The organism is Streptomyces sp. NPDC058701, from assembly GCF_042715295.1.
In the GTDB taxonomy this organism is placed as follows: Bacteria; Actinomycetota; Actinomycetes; order Streptomycetales; family Streptomycetaceae; genus Streptomyces.
On the sequence record NZ_JBHXSY010000014.1, the window covers coordinates 26,341 to 43,571 of the forward strand.

At 74.7% G+C, this 17,231-nt stretch carries 19 protein-coding genes; 5 read left to right on the top strand and 14 right to left on the bottom strand.

Features of this window, described 5'->3' with window-relative positions:
- Positions 1 to 63 precede the first annotated feature (63 nt).
- A complete protein-coding gene (codA, locus tag ACFWW8_RS17335) occupies positions 64 to 1,386 on the top strand; it encodes a cytosine deaminase (RefSeq protein WP_386529627.1) in 1,323 nt (440 codons plus the stop codon).
- Positions 1,387 to 1,566: 180 nt separating this feature from the next.
- Entirely contained in the window at positions 1,567 to 2,073 is a 507-nt protein-coding gene (locus tag ACFWW8_RS17340; RefSeq protein ID WP_386529630.1) for a DUF5956 family protein, read from the top strand.
- A gap of 14 nt (positions 2,074 to 2,087) precedes the next feature.
- On the opposite strand, the gene ACFWW8_RS17345 is transcribed toward ACFWW8_RS17340, so the two are convergent.
- From ACFWW8_RS17345 to lxmA (ACFWW8_RS17400), 12 genes are all read right to left on the bottom strand, one after another.
- The gene (locus tag ACFWW8_RS17345) at positions 2,088 to 2,834 is read right to left on the bottom strand and encodes an ABC transporter permease (RefSeq protein WP_386529632.1); all 747 of its coding nucleotides are present in this window, start codon (positions 2,832 to 2,834) and stop codon (positions 2,088 to 2,090) included.
- Positions 2,827 to 3,657: an ABC transporter ATP-binding protein gene (locus ACFWW8_RS17350; RefSeq protein WP_386529634.1), complete on the bottom strand. Its 831-nt coding sequence runs from the start codon at positions 3,655 to 3,657 to the stop codon at positions 2,827 to 2,829. The genes ACFWW8_RS17345 and ACFWW8_RS17350 overlap by 8 nt, the downstream gene beginning before the upstream one ends.
- A gap of 155 nt (positions 3,658 to 3,812) precedes the next feature.
- Complete coding sequence (gene lxmJ, locus ACFWW8_RS17355) at positions 3,813 to 4,841, bottom strand: F420-dependent peptide dehydroalanine reductase LxmJ (RefSeq protein WP_386529856.1); 1,029 nt, start codon at positions 4,839 to 4,841, stop codon at positions 3,813 to 3,815.
- Positions 4,838 to 6,145 (bottom strand): M16 family metallopeptidase, encoded by a 1,308-nt coding sequence (locus ACFWW8_RS17360; RefSeq protein WP_386529636.1) that lies wholly within the window; start codon positions 6,143 to 6,145, stop codon positions 4,838 to 4,840. Before ACFWW8_RS17360 ends, lxmJ begins: the two co-directional genes overlap by 4 nt.
- Positions 6,142 to 7,476, bottom strand: a complete 1,335-nt coding sequence (locus tag ACFWW8_RS17365) for a M16 family metallopeptidase (RefSeq protein WP_386529638.1) — start codon at positions 7,474 to 7,476, stop codon at positions 6,142 to 6,144. Before ACFWW8_RS17365 ends, ACFWW8_RS17360 begins: the two co-directional genes overlap by 4 nt.
- Positions 7,473 to 8,354, bottom strand: a complete 882-nt coding sequence (locus ACFWW8_RS17370) for a class I SAM-dependent methyltransferase (RefSeq protein WP_386529640.1) — start codon at positions 8,352 to 8,354, stop codon at positions 7,473 to 7,475. Before ACFWW8_RS17370 ends, ACFWW8_RS17365 begins: the two co-directional genes overlap by 4 nt.
- A gap of 1 nt (position 8,355) precedes the next feature.
- Entirely contained in the window at positions 8,356 to 9,369 is a 1,014-nt protein-coding gene (locus ACFWW8_RS17375) for a T3SS effector HopA1 family protein (protein WP_386529642.1), read from the bottom strand.
- On the bottom strand, positions 9,366 to 10,511 hold the full coding sequence (gene lxmK / locus ACFWW8_RS17380) for a class V lanthionine synthetase subunit LxmK (protein ID WP_386529644.1): 1,146 nt from the start codon (positions 10,509 to 10,511) through the stop codon (positions 9,366 to 9,368). The genes ACFWW8_RS17375 and lxmK overlap by 4 nt, the downstream gene beginning before the upstream one ends.
- Positions 10,508 to 11,452 carry a hypothetical protein gene (locus tag ACFWW8_RS17385; RefSeq protein ID WP_386529645.1) on the bottom strand — a complete coding sequence of 315 codons (945 nt, stop codon included), beginning with the start codon at positions 11,450 to 11,452 and terminating at the stop codon, positions 10,508 to 10,510. The genes lxmK and ACFWW8_RS17385 overlap by 4 nt, the downstream gene beginning before the upstream one ends.
- A complete protein-coding gene (lxmD, locus tag ACFWW8_RS17390; RefSeq protein ID WP_386529647.1) occupies positions 11,449 to 12,090 on the bottom strand; it encodes a peptide terminal cysteine decarboxylase LxmD in 642 nt (213 codons plus the stop codon). The genes ACFWW8_RS17385 and lxmD overlap by 4 nt, the downstream gene beginning before the upstream one ends.
- A gap of 175 nt (positions 12,091 to 12,265) precedes the next feature.
- Positions 12,266 to 12,481: a lexapeptide family class V lantibiotic gene (lxmA, locus tag ACFWW8_RS17395; RefSeq protein WP_386529649.1), complete on the bottom strand. Its 216-nt coding sequence runs from the start codon at positions 12,479 to 12,481 to the stop codon at positions 12,266 to 12,268.
- A gap of 112 nt (positions 12,482 to 12,593) precedes the next feature.
- On the bottom strand, positions 12,594 to 12,809 hold the full coding sequence (lxmA, locus tag ACFWW8_RS17400; RefSeq protein WP_386529649.1) for a lexapeptide family class V lantibiotic: 216 nt from the start codon (positions 12,807 to 12,809) through the stop codon (positions 12,594 to 12,596).
- Between the two features lie 260 nt (positions 12,810 to 13,069).
- On the opposite strand from lxmA (ACFWW8_RS17400), the gene ACFWW8_RS17405 reads away from it, so the two are divergent.
- Positions 13,070 to 14,824, top strand: a complete 1,755-nt coding sequence (locus tag ACFWW8_RS17405; protein ID WP_386529651.1) for an ABC transporter ATP-binding protein — start codon at positions 13,070 to 13,072, stop codon at positions 14,822 to 14,824.
- 87 nt (positions 14,825 to 14,911) lie between these two features.
- Complete coding sequence (locus ACFWW8_RS17410; protein WP_386529653.1) at positions 14,912 to 15,424, top strand: hypothetical protein; 513 nt, start codon at positions 14,912 to 14,914, stop codon at positions 15,422 to 15,424.
- A gap of 100 nt (positions 15,425 to 15,524) precedes the next feature.
- Here ACFWW8_RS17410 and ACFWW8_RS17415 read toward each other — a convergent pair whose 3' ends face one another.
- Complete coding sequence (locus ACFWW8_RS17415; RefSeq protein WP_386529655.1) at positions 15,525 to 15,788, bottom strand: helix-turn-helix transcriptional regulator; 264 nt, start codon at positions 15,786 to 15,788, stop codon at positions 15,525 to 15,527.
- Between the two features lie 162 nt (positions 15,789 to 15,950).
- Here ACFWW8_RS17415 and ACFWW8_RS17420 point away from each other — a divergent pair, with 162 nt between their 5' ends.
- Positions 15,951 to 16,940, top strand: a complete 990-nt coding sequence (locus ACFWW8_RS17420; RefSeq protein ID WP_386529657.1) for a helix-turn-helix transcriptional regulator — start codon at positions 15,951 to 15,953, stop codon at positions 16,938 to 16,940.
- Here ACFWW8_RS17420 and ACFWW8_RS17425 read toward each other — a convergent pair.
- Positions 16,937 to 17,224, bottom strand: a complete 288-nt coding sequence (locus tag ACFWW8_RS17425) for a hypothetical protein (RefSeq protein WP_386529658.1) — start codon at positions 17,222 to 17,224, stop codon at positions 16,937 to 16,939. The two genes, ACFWW8_RS17420 and ACFWW8_RS17425, sit on opposite strands and share 4 nt — an antisense overlap.
- Between the last annotated feature and the right edge of the window lie 7 nt (positions 17,225 to 17,231).

The window sequence follows — 17,231 nt, forward strand, 5'->3', positions numbered from 1 at the left end:
CGGTCGCCCGCCGCTTCCCGCCGCTTCCCGCCGGGGCGCGGGCGGCGTGCGTACGCTGGCGTGATGCGGATGATCGTCCGGGGCGCCCGGCTGCTGCACACCGAAGGCCACGAGCGGGGCCCGGGCGCCCTCTGGGACGTGGAGGTGGGCGAGGACGGCCGGATCGCGCGCGTCCTGCCGCACGACGACGCGAAGGAACCCCCGGCCACCGGCGTCCTGATCGAGGCCCACGGGTCCCTGCTCACCGCCCCCTTCGTCGAACCGCACATCCACCTCGACACGGCCCTGACCGCCGGTGAGCCGCGCCCCAACGCCTCCGGCACGCTGTGGGAGGGCATCGCCTGCTGGAGCGAGCGCAAACGGACCCTGACCCGGGACGACGTCGTCGACCGGGCCACCGAGGTACTGCGCTGGCAGGCGGCGCAGGGCGTGCTGCACGTGCGCACCCACTGCGACACCACCGACCCGGCCCTGACCGCCCTCGACGCGCTGCTCGAAGTACGCGACCGGGTGCGGGACTTCATGACCCTGCAGATCGTGGCCTTCCCGCAGGAGGGCATCGTCTCCTTCCCGGACGGCGAGGCGCTGCTGCGCGAGGCGGTCCGGCGCGGCGCGGACGTCGTCGGCGCGATCCCGCACTTCGAGGACACCCGCGAGGACGGGGTCGCCTCGCTGGCCACCGCCTTCGCGCTCGCCGAGGAGCACGGGCTGCGCGTGGACGCGCACTGCGACGAGATCGACGACGAGCAGTCCCGCTTCGTGGAGGTGCTGGCCACCCTGGCCCTGCGCTCGGGCCTGCGCGGCCGCGCCACGGCCTCCCACACGACGGCGATGGGCTCCTACGGCGGCGCGTACAGCTTCAAACTGCAGCGCCTGCTGTCGCGTTCGGGGATCAACCTGGTCTCCAACCCCTTCGCCAACCTCAACCTCCAGGGCCGCTTCGACGCCTATCCCAAGCGCCGCGGTCTCACCCAGGTCAAGGAGATGCTGGCGGCGGGGGTGAACGTCGCCTTCGGACACGACGACGTGATGGACCCGTGGAACGCGCTCGGCACCGGCAACCCGCTCCAGACCGCCCTCGTCGGCGTGTACGCCGCCCAGCTCACGGGCGCCGACGAGATCCCGGAGGCCTTCGCGATGGTGACGGACCGGGCCGCGCGCGTCCTGGGCCTCCCGGAGGCGGAGTACGGCATCGCGGAGGGCGCCGCCGCCTCGTTCGTCCTGCTCCCGGCGCCGACCCCGCTGGAGGCGGTCCGCCGCCAGGTCCGCCCCCGGTACGTCGTCGCGCACGGGCGCGTCCTCGCGGAGAACCCGCCCGCCCCGGCCCGCCTGTGGTGGCCGGGGGAGCCCGGGTCCGAGGTCGACTTCAGCCGCCGCCCACGCTGACCGACCCACGACGGGGACCTTGAAACCCCTCGTCCCGCCTCTCGGGCCTGCGCGTCCCGGACTTCGCCCCGTTCGTCACCACCGCCCTGCTCGCCGCGCACCCCCTGGACGCGTGAGGGGGCCGGGGCGCGCGGACGCGTCGGGCGGGGGTTCGGGGGCGGCGCGGCGTAGCCTGCCCGCATGTCGTGGGACGAGGACGGAACGCCGCACCCGCTCGCGCAGCGCCGCTCCGGGCGCAGCGAACAGGAGCCGGACCGGCTGCCCGAGGTCCGGGAGCTCGAGGTGCTGGGCTGGGAGCGGGCCCCCGAGGGCGCGCGCTGGGCGTTCCTGCCGTACGTCTGGCCCGCACGGGCCCGTACCTGGGTCCCGGACCGGTCCACCCGCTGGGCGGTGGAAACCTCGCTCGACGGCCACGGCCACATCACCGCCGTCGAGTGCGCCCCGCTCGCCGGAGCCGACCTCGCCGGGCTGGACCGCGAGGCCGACGAGGCGCTCGCCGCCCTCGGCCTCCCGCCCCGGCCGCCGGGCCGGCTGTGGCTGCTGCGCCCCCTCGGCGCCCTCCCGACGCTCGAAGCGGTTCTGGCCCACCTCGACGCGGCGGCGACCGCCCGCGCGCTGGACCCCCGCGACGCCCCGGCCCTCCTCACCCTGACCCGCGCCCGGCTGACCGCCCTGGAAACGGCCTGAGGGCTGTCCGGCGGTCACACGTCCCGGCGGGCGAAGAAGCGGTGGGCCAGGAGGGCCGTACCGGCGCCCCAGGCGACCAGGAGCAGCAGCCCGTACGGGGCGTCGAGGGCGCTCGGGAGGGTGAGTTCGTCGCCGAGCACGCTCAGCTGCGCCCCGTCCGGGAGGAAGCGTCCCACCTCCGGGAACTGGCCCAGCACCATCAGCTGTCCGAAGGTGCCCCACACCACCAGGCCGAGTACCGCGACCAGCTGGCTCCGTACGACGAACCCGATCGCCGCGCCCCACGGCGCGGCCAGCGCGCAGACCGCGACCACGGCGGCCGCGATCACCGCGGAGCGCCCGTCCAGGACGAGCGACGCGTCCTTGGCGGCGAACGCGGCGGCTCCGACCGCCAGCGAACTCAGTGCCGAGACGGCCCCGAAGAGCGCCCCTGCCAGCGTCGCCACCAGCAGCTTCGCGCCGACGACGGTCCCCCGGCCGGGGGCGTAGAGGACGCTGCGGCCGATCGAGCCGGACCTGAATTCGCCCGTGACCAGCAGCGCCCCGAAGACGGTGGCGAAGAGCGTCGCGGAGCCGGCGAGGGTCATCACCCGGTGGGAGGTCTCCAGGGCGGTGGCGGCGAGGTCGGCTTCGGCGTAGACGGCGCCGAGCTGGCCGAGCGCGCTCAGCGCCACCGCGGCCAGGAGCAGCCCGGGCAGGGCGGCGCCGGAACGTGCCTTGAGGATCTCGGCGGCGAGCTGGTGCCGCATCGCGTTACGCACGGGAGGCCTCCCGGCCGGTGAGAAGGTCGTCGGCGGGCCGGTTGGCGGCGGGCCGGTCGGCGGCGCCGGGCGCCGGGCCGTCGGCCGCGCCTTCGACGAGTCCGAAGTACGCGTCCTCCAGGCGCCCGTCGCCGCGCCGCACCAGGTCCCGCAGGGAGCCGGTGAACAGCACCGAGCGGCGCAGCACGACGATGTCGTCCACGCTCTGCTCGACCTCGGAGAGCATGTGGCTCGCGATGAGCACGGTGCGGCCCTGGGCCGCGACCTGCTCGACGAGGCGGCGCATCCAGCGGATGCCGTCCGGGTCGAGGCCGTTCAACGGTTCGTCCAGGATGAGGAGTTCGGGGTCGGGGAGCAGGGCGACCGCCAGCGCGAGGCGCTGCCGCATGCCGGTGGAGCAGCTGCGGACGCGCGTGCGGGCCGCGGTTCCCTCCAGGTCCACCTGGGCGAGCACCTCGTCGACGCGGGAGCCGGGCAGGCCGAGGGAGCGGGCCGATATCTCCAGCTGCCGCCGCACGGTCAGGCGGGGCGGGAAGCCGAGGGCGTCCATGACGACGCCGATCCGCCGGGCGCGCTCCGGCGCGGCGCCGGGCGCCTCCCCGAGGACGAGCGCGGTACCGCTGTCCGGTCGGGCGAGGCCCAGCAGGATCCGGAGCAGGGTGCTCTTGCCCGCGCCGTTGGGCCCGAGCAGGCCGGTCACCTTGCCCGGCCTCAGCTCGAAGGTGACGTCCTCCAGGGCCTGATGGGCACCGAACCTCTTGCTGATGCCCGACAGGGCGACGCTGGCGCCGACTGCCCGGTCCGGGTGTTCCCTGCTGTTCACGAAACGGTTCTTCTTCCTGCTCGGTCGGACGGACGGACGGGCGGGCGGGCGGACGGTCAGACGGTCGACGGCCTGCCGGACGCTGGGAGCGGGGAAGCGGAACGTTCCCTCCGCGCGGTCCAGCAAAGCAGCGGGCGCGGGCCCGGCGGGGCCGCTCAGGCCGCAGCTTGCTGTCGCGGGCGGGGCAGGATCCTGCCGCAGGCGGCGAGGATCTCCTCCATGTCGGCGACGGCCGCGTGCACGCCCTCGGTCATCAGCACGCCCGACGGGTTGAGCATCACCTCGTCCACCCCGGCCCGGCGGTAGCCGTCGAGCGCCTCGGCGATCTCCTCCGGGGTGCCGGTGACGACGACCTGCCCGCGCAGCAGCGCGTCGGCCGTCCCCGCCGGATCGTGCGGGTCCGCGGCGACGCCGGCCCGGCGCAGCATGTCGGCGTAGTGCGGTGCGCGCAGGTGGCTGCCGGCCGCCGCGAGGGCGAGGCGGCGGGGATCACGGCCGGGGCGCGCGACGGCGACGTGCACGGCGGTGGCGATCCTCGGCCGGCCGGCGCGCCCCCGGGAGGCCGCGCCCTCGTCGAGGGCGGGCCCGAGCGTCCCGGCGAGGTAGGACGGCGGGGTCATCCAGGTGATGGCCACGTCGGCGGCCTCGCCGGCGGTACGGGCCATGCCCGGACGCAAGACCCCGGCGCCGACCTCGACCGGGGCGTGGTCCAGTGGCATCAGGCCACCGTGCATCTGGTGGTACGGGCCCTCGTGGGCCACCGTCGTGCCGTCGAGGAGGGCGCGCACGGAGGTGAGGTAGTCGCGGACGGCGGTGCGCGGGCTGGCGTACGGACTGCCGGTGAGGCCCGACACGAAGTCCGGGTTGCCGATGCCGAAGCCCGCCACCACCGGCCGGCCGGTGATCAGGGCGAGGGAGCGGGCCTGGAGCGCGGCCTCGTACGGGTGGCGCAGCGGCAGCAGCGTCACGCTCGTGCCGACGGGAACGCTGTGGCCCCTCCCCGCGAGGTGGGCCAGGACCTGGTGAGGCTCTGCCTTGAAGGACTGGCACAGCCACAGCCGGCGGGCGCCGCTGCGCCCCACCAGGGAGGCGAAGGGGGCGACGAGGTCGGGGTGGTCCGGCTGGAGGGGATAGAGGACCGCCGGGAGCCCGGGGTCCGGGTCGGCGGGGGGCGTCGCGTTCACTGGGTCCACCGGTCGCTCTCTTCTCTGTCCGCGTCTGTCTCTGTGCCTGCGCTTGTTTCTGCGGGTGCCGCGTCGTCGTCGAGGGTCGCGACGAGCGCGCGGGCCGGGTCCAGGAACCGTGCGGCCGCCTCGGCGACCTGGTCGCGGGTCACGTCGCCGAGGGCGCCGCGGTACCCCGCCAGCCAGTCGAGGGGCAGTCCGGCCGCGGCGAAACCGGCCAGGGCGCTCGCCTCCTCGGTGCGGGTGGCGAGGGCGAAGCGGGTGAACCCGGCCGCGTAGGCGCGCGCCCGGTCGAACTCCCGCGGGCCGGGGCCGTGTTCGGCGAGGTCCCGCAGGCAGCCGGTGACCTCGTCGGCGATGCGGGCCGCCGTACCGGGCGCCCCGGCGCATTCGACCTCCAGCCAGTCGCCCGCCCGGTTGCCGCGGATGTCCGCCGACACCGCGTACGCGAGGCCGTGCCGGTCCCGGACGCGCCGGTGCAGCAGCGAGGACGCGTATCCGCCGAGCGCCAACTGGGCCAGGTGCAGCGGGGCGTGGCCGGGATCGGTGACCGGGACGGCGGGGCCGGCCGTGAGGACCAGCGCCTGGCCGGAGCCCGCGGGCACGGCCCCGCCGGGGACCGCGATCCGGCCGGGTCGCGGGGTGCGGCGGGCGAACGGCGGCAGGACCAGCCCGGACGGGCCGCCCTCCCAGCCCGCCAGCCGCTCCCGGACCAGGTCCGTGACGGCGTCGGGGGCCCGGCCGGACAGCACCAGGAGCACCGAGCCCGCCGGTACGACGGCCCGGGCGTGCAGCGCGTACAGGTCGCCGGTACCGGGCACGGTCCGGGGGCCGGGCGGGTCGACGAGCGGGTGGCTGCCGAAGGCGCGGCCGAGCAGGGCCCGCCGCAGCCGCTGCCGGGGGCCCGGCGTGCGGGCGGCGGCCGCCGCGCGGGCGTGGAACAGGGCGAGTTCGGGCTCCCGGTAGGCCGGGCGGAGCAGCAGGTCGGCGAGGAGGTCCAGCGCGCCCGGCAGCCCGGCGCCGAGCACGCTCCCCGCCATGACCAGCGATTCGGCGGTGACGACGCTGCTCAGCTCCGCGCCCAGGTCCGAGGCCCGGTCGGCGATGTCCTGCCGGGTGCCGTCGGAGACGGTCGTGCCGGTGCCGAGGCAGCCGGCGAGGGACTCCTGGGCGGCGGCGAGGTGCGGAGCGGTACGGGCGTACGGCAGGACCAGCCGCAGTTCCGCGAGCGGCGCGCCCGGCGCGTGGACGGCGAGGACGCGCAGGCCGTTGCCGAGGGTCGTGTCGGTGGTCGTGCGGTTCACCGGTTCTCTCCGAGTTCGGTCGCCGAGCAGGGCCCGGCCAGCAGGGTGCGGGCGGCGGCGGACACGTCCCGCGGCGTCACCCGGGCCAGGTCGGCGGGGAGCGCGGCGAGGCCGCCGCTGCCGGGGAAGAGCAGTGCCGTACGTCCGTGGGTGACGGCGCGCGCGGTGAGGGAGTCGGCGGTGCGGTGGCAGGCGAGCAACAGGCCGTTGACGGCCCGCCGGTGGTCGTCGGCGCCGGCCGGCTCCCCGGCCGCCCCGCGCAGGACGCCCAGCCAGCCGTCGACCGCGTCGGCGGCGGACGCCCCGGGGGCGCGGGCCAGCAGGACGAGCGCGAGGTCGGGTGCGGCGGAGGAGAGCCACTGTCCGTGGTAGCCGCAGGTGATCCGGGCGGAAACGAGACGGGGGTCGCGCCGGGTGAGGCGCGGCAGCAGGCTGCGGCCGAGGTGTTCGGCCAGGACGACCTGTGCCAGGTAGGCGTCGCGGCGGGAGACAGGGTCGGGCAGGGGGTACCCGAGGGCGACGCCGCCGACGGCCGAGGGCAGCGGCGCGGTCCGCACGGAGAACGTGCCGGCGGCCGCCGAGTCCGGCGCCGTGTCCGCCGTATCGGAGGTGCCCGGCGTCGTACCCGATGCGTCCGGAGCGGTGCGGGGGACGGGGTCCGGGCCGTACACCGGGTCCGCGCCCGCCCGCAGCGGGGCGAAGAGCGTCTCCACCGAAGCCGCCACCCGGTCTGCGTCCACGTCCCCGACGACCGACAGGACCATCGCGTCCGGCCGGTAGTGGCGCCGGAAGAAGGCCGTCGCCTCGGCGGCGGAGGCGTTGGACAGCTCCGCGGGCGTGCCGAAGCTGTCGCGGCTGCCGGGATGGAGCGCCGCCAGCGCCGTCTCCCAGACCCGCCCGCCGGCCGCGGCCCCGCGGATCTCCTCGGCGATCGCTGCGGTCTCCGTACGGAGCACCGCATCGGTGGGGGCGAAGTCCAGCAGCCGCCGCGCCTCCCACTTCAGGACGTCCGGCAGCATCCCCGCCGGGACGGTGGTGTGGAAGACGGTGTGGTCGCGGTGCGTCTCCGCGTTGCAGAAGCCGCCCGCGCCCTCGACCCGGGCGACGTGGGAATCCGCGCCGCCGTCCGTGGCCGCCGCGCCGGCGCCGTCGCCCCCGCGCGGGAACATCAGGTGCTCGACCAGGTGGGCCATGCCGTGCCGGCCCGCCGGATCGTCGTCGCCGCCCACCGCGACCGTCAGCGCCACGGAGACGAGGCCGCTCCCGTGCCCCGGCAGCGGTTCCACCGACAGCCCGAAGCCGTTCGGCAGCCGGTGGGCGTACGGGCTCATGCCAGCGGCCGGAAGACGGAGACGCACATCTTGCGGCTGTCCCCGCCGTCGAACGGCTGCTCCTGCCAGCCGGAGTAGCGGCCGACCAGCTCCAGGCGGGCGATCGCCGCCAGCAGGTCCAGCTCGCTGGGCCACAGGTAGCGCATGACCGTGGAGGAGGACTTGGGCGCGGCGCCGTCCAGCAGCAGCGTGCTGTTCAGCAGCATGTTCTGCGAGGCGGGCAGCACGTCCAGGGACTCGATCACCACACCGCGGGTGCCGACCGGGCGCGTGGTGAGGTCGCTCTTGCGCTGGACGTGGTAGTCGCTCGGGTCGAACGTCTCGATGACCACGTGGCCGTCGGCTGCCGTGTGCCGGGCCACGGCGTGCATCAGGGCGATCTGCTCGTCGATCGCCATCGCGCAGCACAGGAAGTTGAAGGGCGCCAGCACCACGTCGAAGGTCCGCCCCAGGTCGAGGCTCGCGAAGTCGCCGCGGATCGGCGTGATCCGGCCCTCCGGGTCCTTCTCGGCCAGGCGGGCGAGCATACCCTCGGAGGTCTCCACCCCGTGGACCTCGAAGCCGTGCTCGACGAGGGGCAGGGCCACGCGGCCGGTCCCGACGCCGAGTTCGAGGACGCTCGCGCCCGGTTTGGCCAGGGTCACCAGGTACTCGGCGATCTCGGAGCTGCCCGGGTAGATGTCGTCGTACACCTCGGCGAGGGCGTCGCTGTACGCCGTCGTGATGGCCGTACCGAAACCGGGCCCGTCGGCGGCGCCGACCGCCTCCGCGGGGTCCGCACCCTCCGCGGCGTCCGCCCCCTCCGCCACCTCGGCCACGTCGGCCACGTCGGTCACGCGCGTCACGTCGGTCTCGTTCCTCGTGGTCGTCCCGCTCATGTCAGTTCCCCTCCGTCGTGGAGATGTTGTTCTCGGGGTGCAGCGGGTCGATCCCCGCCGCCCGGAATTCCCGCGCGATGTGCTCCTCCAGCGGCCCCCGCGGCGAGCCCGGCCCCCAGCCGCCCGACGCCGACGCGTGGTCCACCAGGGCCGTGGCCAGGGCGAAGCTGCGGTGCTGGCCGAAGCTCATGCTGCTCTGGCCCGGCCGCGGGTCCCGCGGGTCCCACGCTGCCGCCACGCCCGGCGCGAGCAGCTCGGTGTACAGCGAGGTGTCGGCGCCCCGCCCGGGCAGGTCCCGGACCGCCTCGACCACGGCGCGCTCGCCCGGTTCGTGGTCGCCGTGCAGGTAGACGACCAGGCCGTCCCGGCGCGGGAAGTCGTCCGGGTCCGACAGGGCCTTCGCGTGGTACAGCGCGCCGACCCGCTCCAGCGCCCCCAGGGCGGCCGCCCACAGCGTCGCCGCGCCGTCCCCGTCCAGGGCGTGCAGGAACAGCCGGCGGACGGCCCCGGTCGGGCGGGGCAGCGGGCGCGACCCCAGGACGTAGAAGAAACCGGGCGACAGCGCGGGCCGGGCCGCCTCCAGCGCCAGTTCGACGAGGTCCCCGGGCCGGGGCGGCTCGGCCCCCGCGTTCAGGAGCCGGTCGGCGGGCACCCGGGCGGTGATGTCGGGAAGGCGTACCACGAGCTGGTCGCCGGAGGGCCGGTGCAGCACCTCGACCAGCCGACCCCGGGTGGGGGTGTACGCGTGCGGGACGCCCGCCGCCAGCCGCTCCTCCAGGCGCGGGTCGCGCAGGCTGCGCCGCGGCGCTCCGCCCGGGTCCCGGCGCTGCGCGCCGTTGCCCGCGTGGAACTCCTCGTACAGCGCGTTGGTGAGGCGCCCGCGCAGGTCGCGGCGGCTCTCCGCGGTGAGCTCCCGCCCGTCCACGGTGGCCCGCAGCGCGTCGCCCCGTACGGACACCAGGTCCAGGGCGGCCGCCAGCCGGGGGGCGAGAACCAGCGTGTCGGTGACGGTCATCGGGAGCTCCCGGAAGGCGGGTCGAGCCGCAGCGTGGCGACGGCTCCGGACGGATTGAGCAGCAGGACGCGCCCGATGCCGGCCGCCGCGCGGGCGACGGGGTTCAGGACGGCGTGGGCCTGGGCGGTGGCGATCAGCCGGTCGTACATGTGCCAGCCGGCGAAGCCGACCGCCCGCTCGGCCAACTCCGCGTCGGGGGCGCGGCATTCGAGGTAGCCCTGCCAGAACGCGGCGACGCGGGGGATGTGCCGGCGCAGACTGGCCGAGCCGCGGTCGACGATCTCCTCGTGGTCCAGGTCGAAGCCCAGCACGGGCGCGCCCGGGTCGCCGGTCGGCGCGAACACGGAGTACGTCGCCTGGAAGAGCCACTCGCCGATGAAGGCACCGACGTCGCGCGCCGGGTCGGCGATCCTGAACTCCTCCCAGTCGCAGAGGTACAGCGTCCCCTCGTGGAGGATGAACTGGTCGAACCGCAGGTCGCAGTGGGCGGGGGTGTGCGGCGCGGACCGTTCCCGCTCGCGCAGCAGCCGCAGGGCGGCGTTGACCTCCGCGTCGTCCTGGACGAGCTTCCAGGCGGCGATCTGCGCCATGCTGCGCTCGTGGACCGCGCTCCACGGGAACGCCTCCAGCCAGCCCAGCGGCGGCAGGGGCGCCTCGCCGGCGTCGACGTCGGCGCCCGCGGGGTCCAGCGCGTGCAAGGTGGCCACGGCGCGGCCGGCCTCGCGGCACAGTGCCTCGTCGAAGTCGCCGTCCAGGGCGACTTCGGAGCCGGAGCGCGCGCCGGCCAGCAGCCGGTAGGCGCTGAGGGCGGCCTCCGGGTGCGTGCCGAGGTGGGCGGGGGAGCGCAGCGGGGAGTCCGCCGGGAGCCGCCCGGCGAGGGCCTCGAAGGCCAGCGTGCGGTCGAGCTCGGGGCTGCTGCCGTCGGGAGCGCGGGCGACGGTCTTCACGAAGACCCGGTCACCGCTCGTCGTCGTGCCGGCCCAGTTGTCGTTGCGGCCGCCGAACGAGGTGAGTCCGTCGGCGACGAAGCCGCCGAGGCCGAGACGGCCGAGCAGCTCCGTCACGTCGGGAGCGGTGTCCAGGTCGGTGGGCTGGTACCGGACCAGCGCGGGCTGCTGCCCGGCCGGGGTCGCTGTAGTCATGACACTCCCTGGGGGACCGCTCTGCGGCCCTCCTCGTCGATCAGTTCGGCGGTAAAGGCGATGTAGCCCAGGAGTTCGTCGTCCCACCCGCGGTAGGTGGCGAAGTCCTGCATGTGCGTGACGACGCGGAGGACGGCGGACCGTCCGACGAGCACCGGATCCGGCCCGGGCCCGTAGGCCTCCAGCAGCACCCGCTGGAGGTCGGCGCAGTCGTGCGGCGGCGCCGCCCAGGCCAGCTCGACGAGCTCGCCCAGCAACCAGCCGAGGTCCAGCTCGGGGCGGCCGGCGGCCAGGTCCTCCCCGGTCAGCAGCGCCACCCGGCCGCCCCGTCCGAGGGGCGGGACCAGGGCCCCGACGGAGGCCCAGCCGTGTACGAGGACCCGGGCCCCGGCGGGGGTGGGCGCGGCGGCCGGCGCTGAGGCGGGCGCGGCCTGATCGGCCCAGCCGAGCAGCCGCTCCAGCCGCTCCGGCCCCCAGGACGCGAGGGTCCGGCGCCTCAGTTCACCGCTCCCGTCCGCCCAGGCCCGCAGCCGGGTCAGGCCGGGCGGGGGGCCGAGCGCCACGTCGTCCGGTACGGGTACGGCGTGCAGCGCCCGGAGCGAGCGGCCCGCCGAGGCGAGCGAGTGGGCCACGAGGGCCCGGGCCTGCGGCCGGAAGTCCCGCAGCCAGGCCGCGGCGGAGGCCGAGCCGGAGACCCGGTGCAGCAGGCCGTCTCCGGCCCGCTCCGGAACGGCCAGCACGGCCGCGCCGCTCTCCGGGGGAAGGCGGGGCACCAGGTGCGCGGCGGGCGCGGTGAGCGGCTCCGGAACCTGCGGGCCGGGGCCCTGCCACCAGAGGAACCCGCCGTCGGGCGCCCGGTGGATCCGGGTGGCCGACAGCCCGGTCCCGTACTCGGCCACGAGGTCGAGGCCGTCGGCGTACGCGAGAGCCCCGGAGGTCATGAGCCGGCACCCTTCGCGACGACGACGGCATCGGCATCGGCCTCGGCCTCGGCCTCGGCATCGGCGGCGACGGCCGCCGCGTGCGCGACGCAGAGGTCGTACAGCTCGTTGAGCGGCGCGGAGCCGCCGTCCTCCAGCTCCCCGGTGCTCGCGCTGACGGCGGGGATCGTCGGGGCGACGACCACGCCCGGCCGGGCCCGCAGCACGTCCAGGTGCCCCCGTACGACGGGGTTCCGGTGCGCGGCGGGCGGCAGCGAGGGGGCGACGCCGACCACGGCCGCGGTGGACTGGAGGGCGAGCATCAGGGGCGTGTCGGTGATGCCGAGGGCGTACCGTCCGACGAAGTGCAGGGTGGCGGGGTGGACCAGGACGAGGTCCGCCCAGCGCGCCAGTTCCACGTGGGGCACGTCGACACCGGAGACCGTGCTCCAGTCGTCGACGAAGACCTCTCTGCCGGACAGCACGGCGACCGCGTCCGCGGACACGAACCGCAGCGCCGAGCGGGTCAGCGCGACCCGTACCTCCGTCTCCGGGAGCGCGCTCCTCAGCCAGTTGATCCAGAAGGGGAGGAAGGCCACTCCGAGCGCTCCCGTTCCCACGACGAGCACCCGCCTGAATCCGGTGTGCGGAACGTCCATGACTCCTCCTCTCGGGCGTTTGCGCTGGTGCACGGGCGCGGGGGGTGACGCCGTGCCGGGGCCGGCCGGTGGTCGCGGACGGGGTGCGTCGCGGTCCGGCCGGTCCCGCTGGTGCTGATCGGCTGCTGATCGGCTGTTGCTCAGCCGCTGATCAGCAGGGGTGATCGGGAGGTGATCAGCACTTCTTCTCGACGGTCCGCGCGGCGAGCGAGCCGAGGGCGGCGGCGCAGGCCTGCGAGGAGCGGGCGGAGATGATGCCGGCCTGGATGGCCCACGGGATGGTGGGGCTGAACGCCGGACCCGCGGCCTGGCCGTCGTGCAGGCCGAGCTCCTCCGCCGAGGTGTAGGCGGTGTAGCCGTCGAACAGGTCCTTCTCACTGACGTTCTGCATGGGGTTTCCCTACTTCGCTGGTCGAACGCGGTACGCCGGCCCGGCCGGATGGCCGGAGGCGCGGTGATCGGCTGCTGCTCAGCCGCTGATCACAGGGTCGATCGGGGGGTGATCAGCACTTCTTCTCGACGGTCCGCGCGGCGAGCGAGCCGAGGGCGGCGGCGCAGGCCTGCGAGGAGCGGGCGGAGATGATGCCGGCCTGGATGGCCCACGGGATGGTGGGGCTGAACGCCGGACCCGCGGCCTGGCCGTCGTGCAGGCCGAGCTCCTCCGCCGAGGTGTAGGCGGTGTAGCCGTCGAACAGGTCCTTCTCACTGACGTTCTGCATGGAAAAGCTCCTTGAGCATGTGCGGATAGGGGATTCCGGTTGCCGTCACGGCGACCGGTGTCCGCTGGGGACAGACCGATACTGACCCGCCGCCGAGACCCGGCACCATTGCCACTTGCGGCATAGCCCCAAGCGTCAACTCCGCTCCCGGCGACGCCGTTTCGGTGGCTCCGGCCCCCGTGCACCCGCCCGCCCGACCGTCGCGGCATTGCCGCAAGCGCCAATTCCGCTTGCGCGCGCCGAGGATTAGAAATGCGGGTGTGAACACTTCTGACGCAGAACAGCCCAAGGCTGAGCGGCCCGCGCTGCGCGCCCTGCTCTCGTACGCGCGGCCGCACCGCGGTGTTCTTCTGCTGGTGCTGCTGCTGACCCTCCTCGGCAGCGCCGCCGGCCTCGCCCAGCCGATGGTCATCCAGTCCGTCCTGACGAACCTGATGACCGGTGCCGGACTGCGCGACCAGCTCCTCCTGCTGATCGGCCTGCTCCTCCTGTCGATCGCCCTCATGTGGGGACAGGCCTGGCTCAGCGAGCGCACGGCCGAGCGCGTGGTCCTCCACGTGCGCCGCGGCCTCATCGCCCGGCTGATCCGGCTGCGGACCAGCGAGCTGGACCGTACGGAGCCCGGCGGGCTGACCACCCGGGTGACCTCCGACAGCACCCTGGTGCAGCACGCGGCCACCGGCGGGCTCATCCAGATCGTCGACGGCTCCATCCACCTGCTGGCCACCATCGTCCTGATGGGTGTCACCAGCCTGCCCCTGCTCGGGATCACCTCGGTGGTCCTGCTGGTCGTCGGCGTCGCCATGGGCGTGGTCATGCCGAAGATCCGCCGCGTCACCACCCAGTCCCAGGAGTCCGTCGGCGCGATCGGCGCGGCCCTGGACCGTGCCCTCGGCGCCGCTCGTACGGTCAAGGCGAACGGGGGCGAGGCCAAGGAGACCGAGCGTGCCGTCGCCGCCGCCGAACAGGCCTACCGCGCCGGCCTGGTGGGCGCCCGCTACCAGGCGATGATCGCCGTGCTCGCCGGGCTGATCGTCCAGGCGTCGTTCCTCGCCGTCATCGGCTTCGGCGGCGCCCTGGTCGCCACCGGCGCGCTCGACCTCGCCGCGCTGATCGGCTTCCTGCTCTACCTGTTCAACCTGGGCGGCCCCATCCTGTCGCTGGTTTCCGGCACCACCGCCCTCCAGCAGGGCCTCGGCGCGCTCACCCGCATCGAGGAGGTCCGGGAGATGGAGACCGAGGACGACGTGGACGCGACGCCGGCGCGCCCCACCGGCCCGCCGCCGGAAGTCGTCGTGGAGGACGTGGAGTTCGCCTACCCGGGACGCACGCCTACCCTGAAGGGGACCAGTTTCACCGCGCCGGCCGGCGCCGTCACCGCGATCGTCGGTTCCTCCGGATCGGGAAAGACAACGGTGTTCTCCCTGATCCAGCGCTTCTACGACACGGACGGCGGCAGCATCCGCCTCGACGGTACGGACATCCGCTCGCTGAGCCGGGCCGACCTCCGGCGCCGCATCGCGTACGTCGAGCAGGACTCCCCGATGCTCGCCGGAACGCTCCGGGAGAACCTCCTCTACTCGGCGCCCGACGCCACCGACGAGGCCGTGGCCGACGTGCTGCGCAAGACCCTGCTCGACGAGTTCGTCGCGGACCTCCCCGACGGCCTCGACACCGAGGTGGGGTCCCGCGGCCTAGCCCTGTCCGGCGGCGAACGGCAGCGCCTGGCCATCGCGCGGGCGCTGCTCCGGGAGCCGCAGGTGCTGCTGCTGGACGAGGTCACCGCGCACCTCGACGGCCGCAGCGAACTGGCCCTGCGCAAGACGGTCGAGCAGGCCGCCGAGCACTGCACGGTGCTGCTGATCGCCCACCGGCTCTCCACGGTGACGTCCGCCGACCAGCTGATCGTCTTCGACGACGGCCGGGTGGGCGCCCGCGGTTCGCACCGGGAGCTGCTGGAGCGCAACGACCTCTACCGCGAACTGGCCACGACCCAGCTGGTCTCCGCCCGCTGAGTCGCCCGCGGCCGGGCCGCAGGCCCCGGCCCGGACGTACCACCCGTGACGAACCGCGGGTTCCGACCGCACCGAAGGACTTGACTCATGAACGACTCGGACCGAACCCCCATCGAGGACACGCGCTTCGGCGAGATCATCGTCCGTCAGGACGGCCAGGAGGCCCTCCAGGTCGAGGGCGAGGGGATCCCCCGCGTCACCCTGGAGCGCGACCCCGCCTCCGAGGTGGACCCGCAGACCGCGATCGGCACCCGCGACCCCGCACACCTCACGATGCGCGTCGACGGCCGCGAGGTCGAGCTGAAGCCGGCCAAGGGCGGTGTGACGAGGCGTTCGTACCGGGTGGACGTGGAGTACGAGGGAGCGCTGTACCGCCTGGTCCCGGACTCCGTCCCCAGCAGCCGGCTCACCCGTGACGGCAAGCACCTCGGCGACTTCTCCTCCGACGGCGACGAGCTGGTCCTCGCCGAATGGCAGGAGGACGCCGAACTCCGCCCGGCGGACGCGTCGATCGGATACGCGCTGGCCTCGGCCTTCGGCACGGGCGGCCAGCCCATGTGGATGATGATCGCCGACGGCGTGAGCAGCGCCCTGCCCTAAGGGCTGTCCCTTGCCGCCGCGCAAGCGGAAGGCCCCCACCGACAGCCGGACGCTGTCGGTGGGGGCCTTCTTCCGCTCCGTCCGCCGGACGGGACGCCCGTCAGGCGGCCCTGCGGGGCGCCGGGTCGAGGCCCCGGATGTCGTCCGCGTAGAGGTGCGAGACGATCGCGGCCTCGAACCGCGACTTGAGGTGCAGCTTGCGCACGATGCTCGCGGTGTGCGCCCGGATCGTGCGCTCCGCGATGCCGAGGTGCCGCGCGAGCCACCGGTTCTGCTCACCCGAGGCCAGCAGCAGGAGCACCTCCACCTCGCGGCCCGTGAGTGTGGAGAAATCGAGTGGATCGTGCGCAGCGAATGTCTTCAAAGTAACTTCCCCCGTAAGAAGATCCATGATTCATGTCACTTTCGGCTACTACGCCGGACTTGGTCTTTTACCTCGGCATTACCCTTCGTTCCAGTACGTAAGACCGCACGACATCTGACCCATGCCGCGCGATCATCGACCGGACGGCCTGCGGGGGCAGAAGTGAACGGGACCAGCCTGCTCGTATTCGGACTCACCAGCACGGAAGAGCGGATATACCGCCACTTCCTGCGCAACCCGGGAACGCAGGGCGAGGACATCCACGTCCTCCTGCACGCGCCCCGGGACGCGGTCGAGGCCGCCCAGAACCGGCTGTCGCGCCTCGGCCTGCTGCACGGCGATCGGGGCGCGGTCTTCGCCACCGATCCGGAGACCGCCGTGGACCGGCTCACCGACCTGCGGCTGAGGGAACTGCACGAACAGCTCCAGCAGGTCACCCAGTCCCGGCACCTGATCGCCGACCTGCGGGCCGAACAGGGCGCCAAGTCCACGGTCCCGCAAGGGGTGGAGCGGCTGGAGGTCCTGTCCGAGATCCGCAACCGGATCGACGACCTGGCCTTCTTCGCACGCGAGGAGATCCTCTCCGTGGAGCCGTACACCGCGCTGACGGCCGACAACATCGCCCACTCCCGTCCGCTCGACACCCGATGTCTGCGCCGCGGCGTCCGCGTCTGCAGCGTCGTGCGGCGGGAGGTCCTCGACCATCCGCCCACCGTCGCGTACCTGCGCGAACTCACCGCGCAGGGCGCGCTGATCAGGGTGGCGGAGGACCTCTCGGAGCGGATCCTCGTGTACGACCGCCGCACCGCGCTGGTACCGGTCGATCCGGCGGACACCTCCCGCGGCGCGCTGGTCACCCAGCAGGCCGGCCTCGTCTCCAACATCCTGGCCCTCTTCGAGAAGATCTGGGACCAGGCCGTCGACCTGTCCCAGCTGATCGACGCGGGAGCCGCGTCGCCGGACGTACCGTCGGAGATCGAGCGCCGGGTGCTGGAGGAACTGTGCCGGGTGGGCAAGGACGAGACGGGTGCGCGGAACCTGGACATCTCCGTCCGCACCTACCGCCGCCACGTCGCCGACGTCCTGCGCATCCTGGACGCCAGCAGCCGCCCCCACGCCGCCCTCCTGGCCCGCGAACGCGGCTGGATCTAGCCCGCCCCTCCGGCGCCCGGGCCCGCCCTCCCGCCCGCCCGCCACCCGTGCAGCGACCCGTCGGCGAGCGTCCGCGCCAGCCAGCCCCGTACCGCGTCGGCCCCGTCCTCACCCGGGGCGTCCGCCGGCCGGATCAGCATCCTGATCCGGCCCGCGGACACCTCCTGCGCGGACGTCCAGCCGGGCGGCAGCAGGCCGACGGCGCGGATCACGGCGATCTCCTCCGGCGCGGCGGCCGGACCGGCCCGGAGCAGGACCACCTCATGCGGGTGCCGCTCGGTCATCGCGCCC

What these genes read in the sequence shown, in the direction of transcription:
- codA (WP_386529627.1), top strand. Translation starts at nt 64, where the DNA reads ATGCGGATGATCGTCCGGGGCGCCCGGCTGCTGCACACCGAAGGCCAC.
- ACFWW8_RS17340 (WP_386529630.1), top strand. Translation starts at nt 1,567, where the DNA reads ATGTCGTGGGACGAGGACGGAACGCCGCACCCGCTCGCGCAGCGCCGC.
- ACFWW8_RS17365 (WP_386529638.1), bottom strand. Translation starts at nt 7,476, where the DNA reads ATGAGCCCGTACGCCCACCGGCTGCCGAACGGCTTCGGGCTGTCGGTG.
- ACFWW8_RS17370 (WP_386529640.1), bottom strand. Translation starts at nt 8,354, where the DNA reads ATGAGCGGGACGACCACGAGGAACGAGACCGACGTGACGCGCGTGACC.
- ACFWW8_RS17375 (WP_386529642.1), bottom strand. Translation starts at nt 9,369, where the DNA reads ATGACCGTCACCGACACGCTGGTTCTCGCCCCCCGGCTGGCGGCCGCC.
- lxmK (WP_386529644.1), bottom strand. Translation starts at nt 10,511, where the DNA reads ATGACTACAGCGACCCCGGCCGGGCAGCAGCCCGCGCTGGTCCGGTAC.
- ACFWW8_RS17385 (WP_386529645.1), bottom strand. Translation starts at nt 11,452, where the DNA reads ATGACCTCCGGGGCTCTCGCGTACGCCGACGGCCTCGACCTCGTGGCC.
- lxmD (WP_386529647.1), bottom strand. Translation starts at nt 12,090, where the DNA reads ATGGACGTTCCGCACACCGGATTCAGGCGGGTGCTCGTCGTGGGAACG.
- lxmA (WP_386529649.1), bottom strand. Translation starts at nt 12,481, where the DNA reads ATGCAGAACGTCAGTGAGAAGGACCTGTTCGACGGCTACACCGCCTAC.
- lxmA (WP_386529649.1), bottom strand. Translation starts at nt 12,809, where the DNA reads ATGCAGAACGTCAGTGAGAAGGACCTGTTCGACGGCTACACCGCCTAC.
- ACFWW8_RS17410 (WP_386529653.1), top strand. Translation starts at nt 14,912, where the DNA reads ATGAACGACTCGGACCGAACCCCCATCGAGGACACGCGCTTCGGCGAG.
- ACFWW8_RS17425 (WP_386529658.1), bottom strand. Translation starts at nt 17,224, where the DNA reads ATGACCGAGCGGCACCCGCATGAGGTGGTCCTGCTCCGGGCCGGTCCG.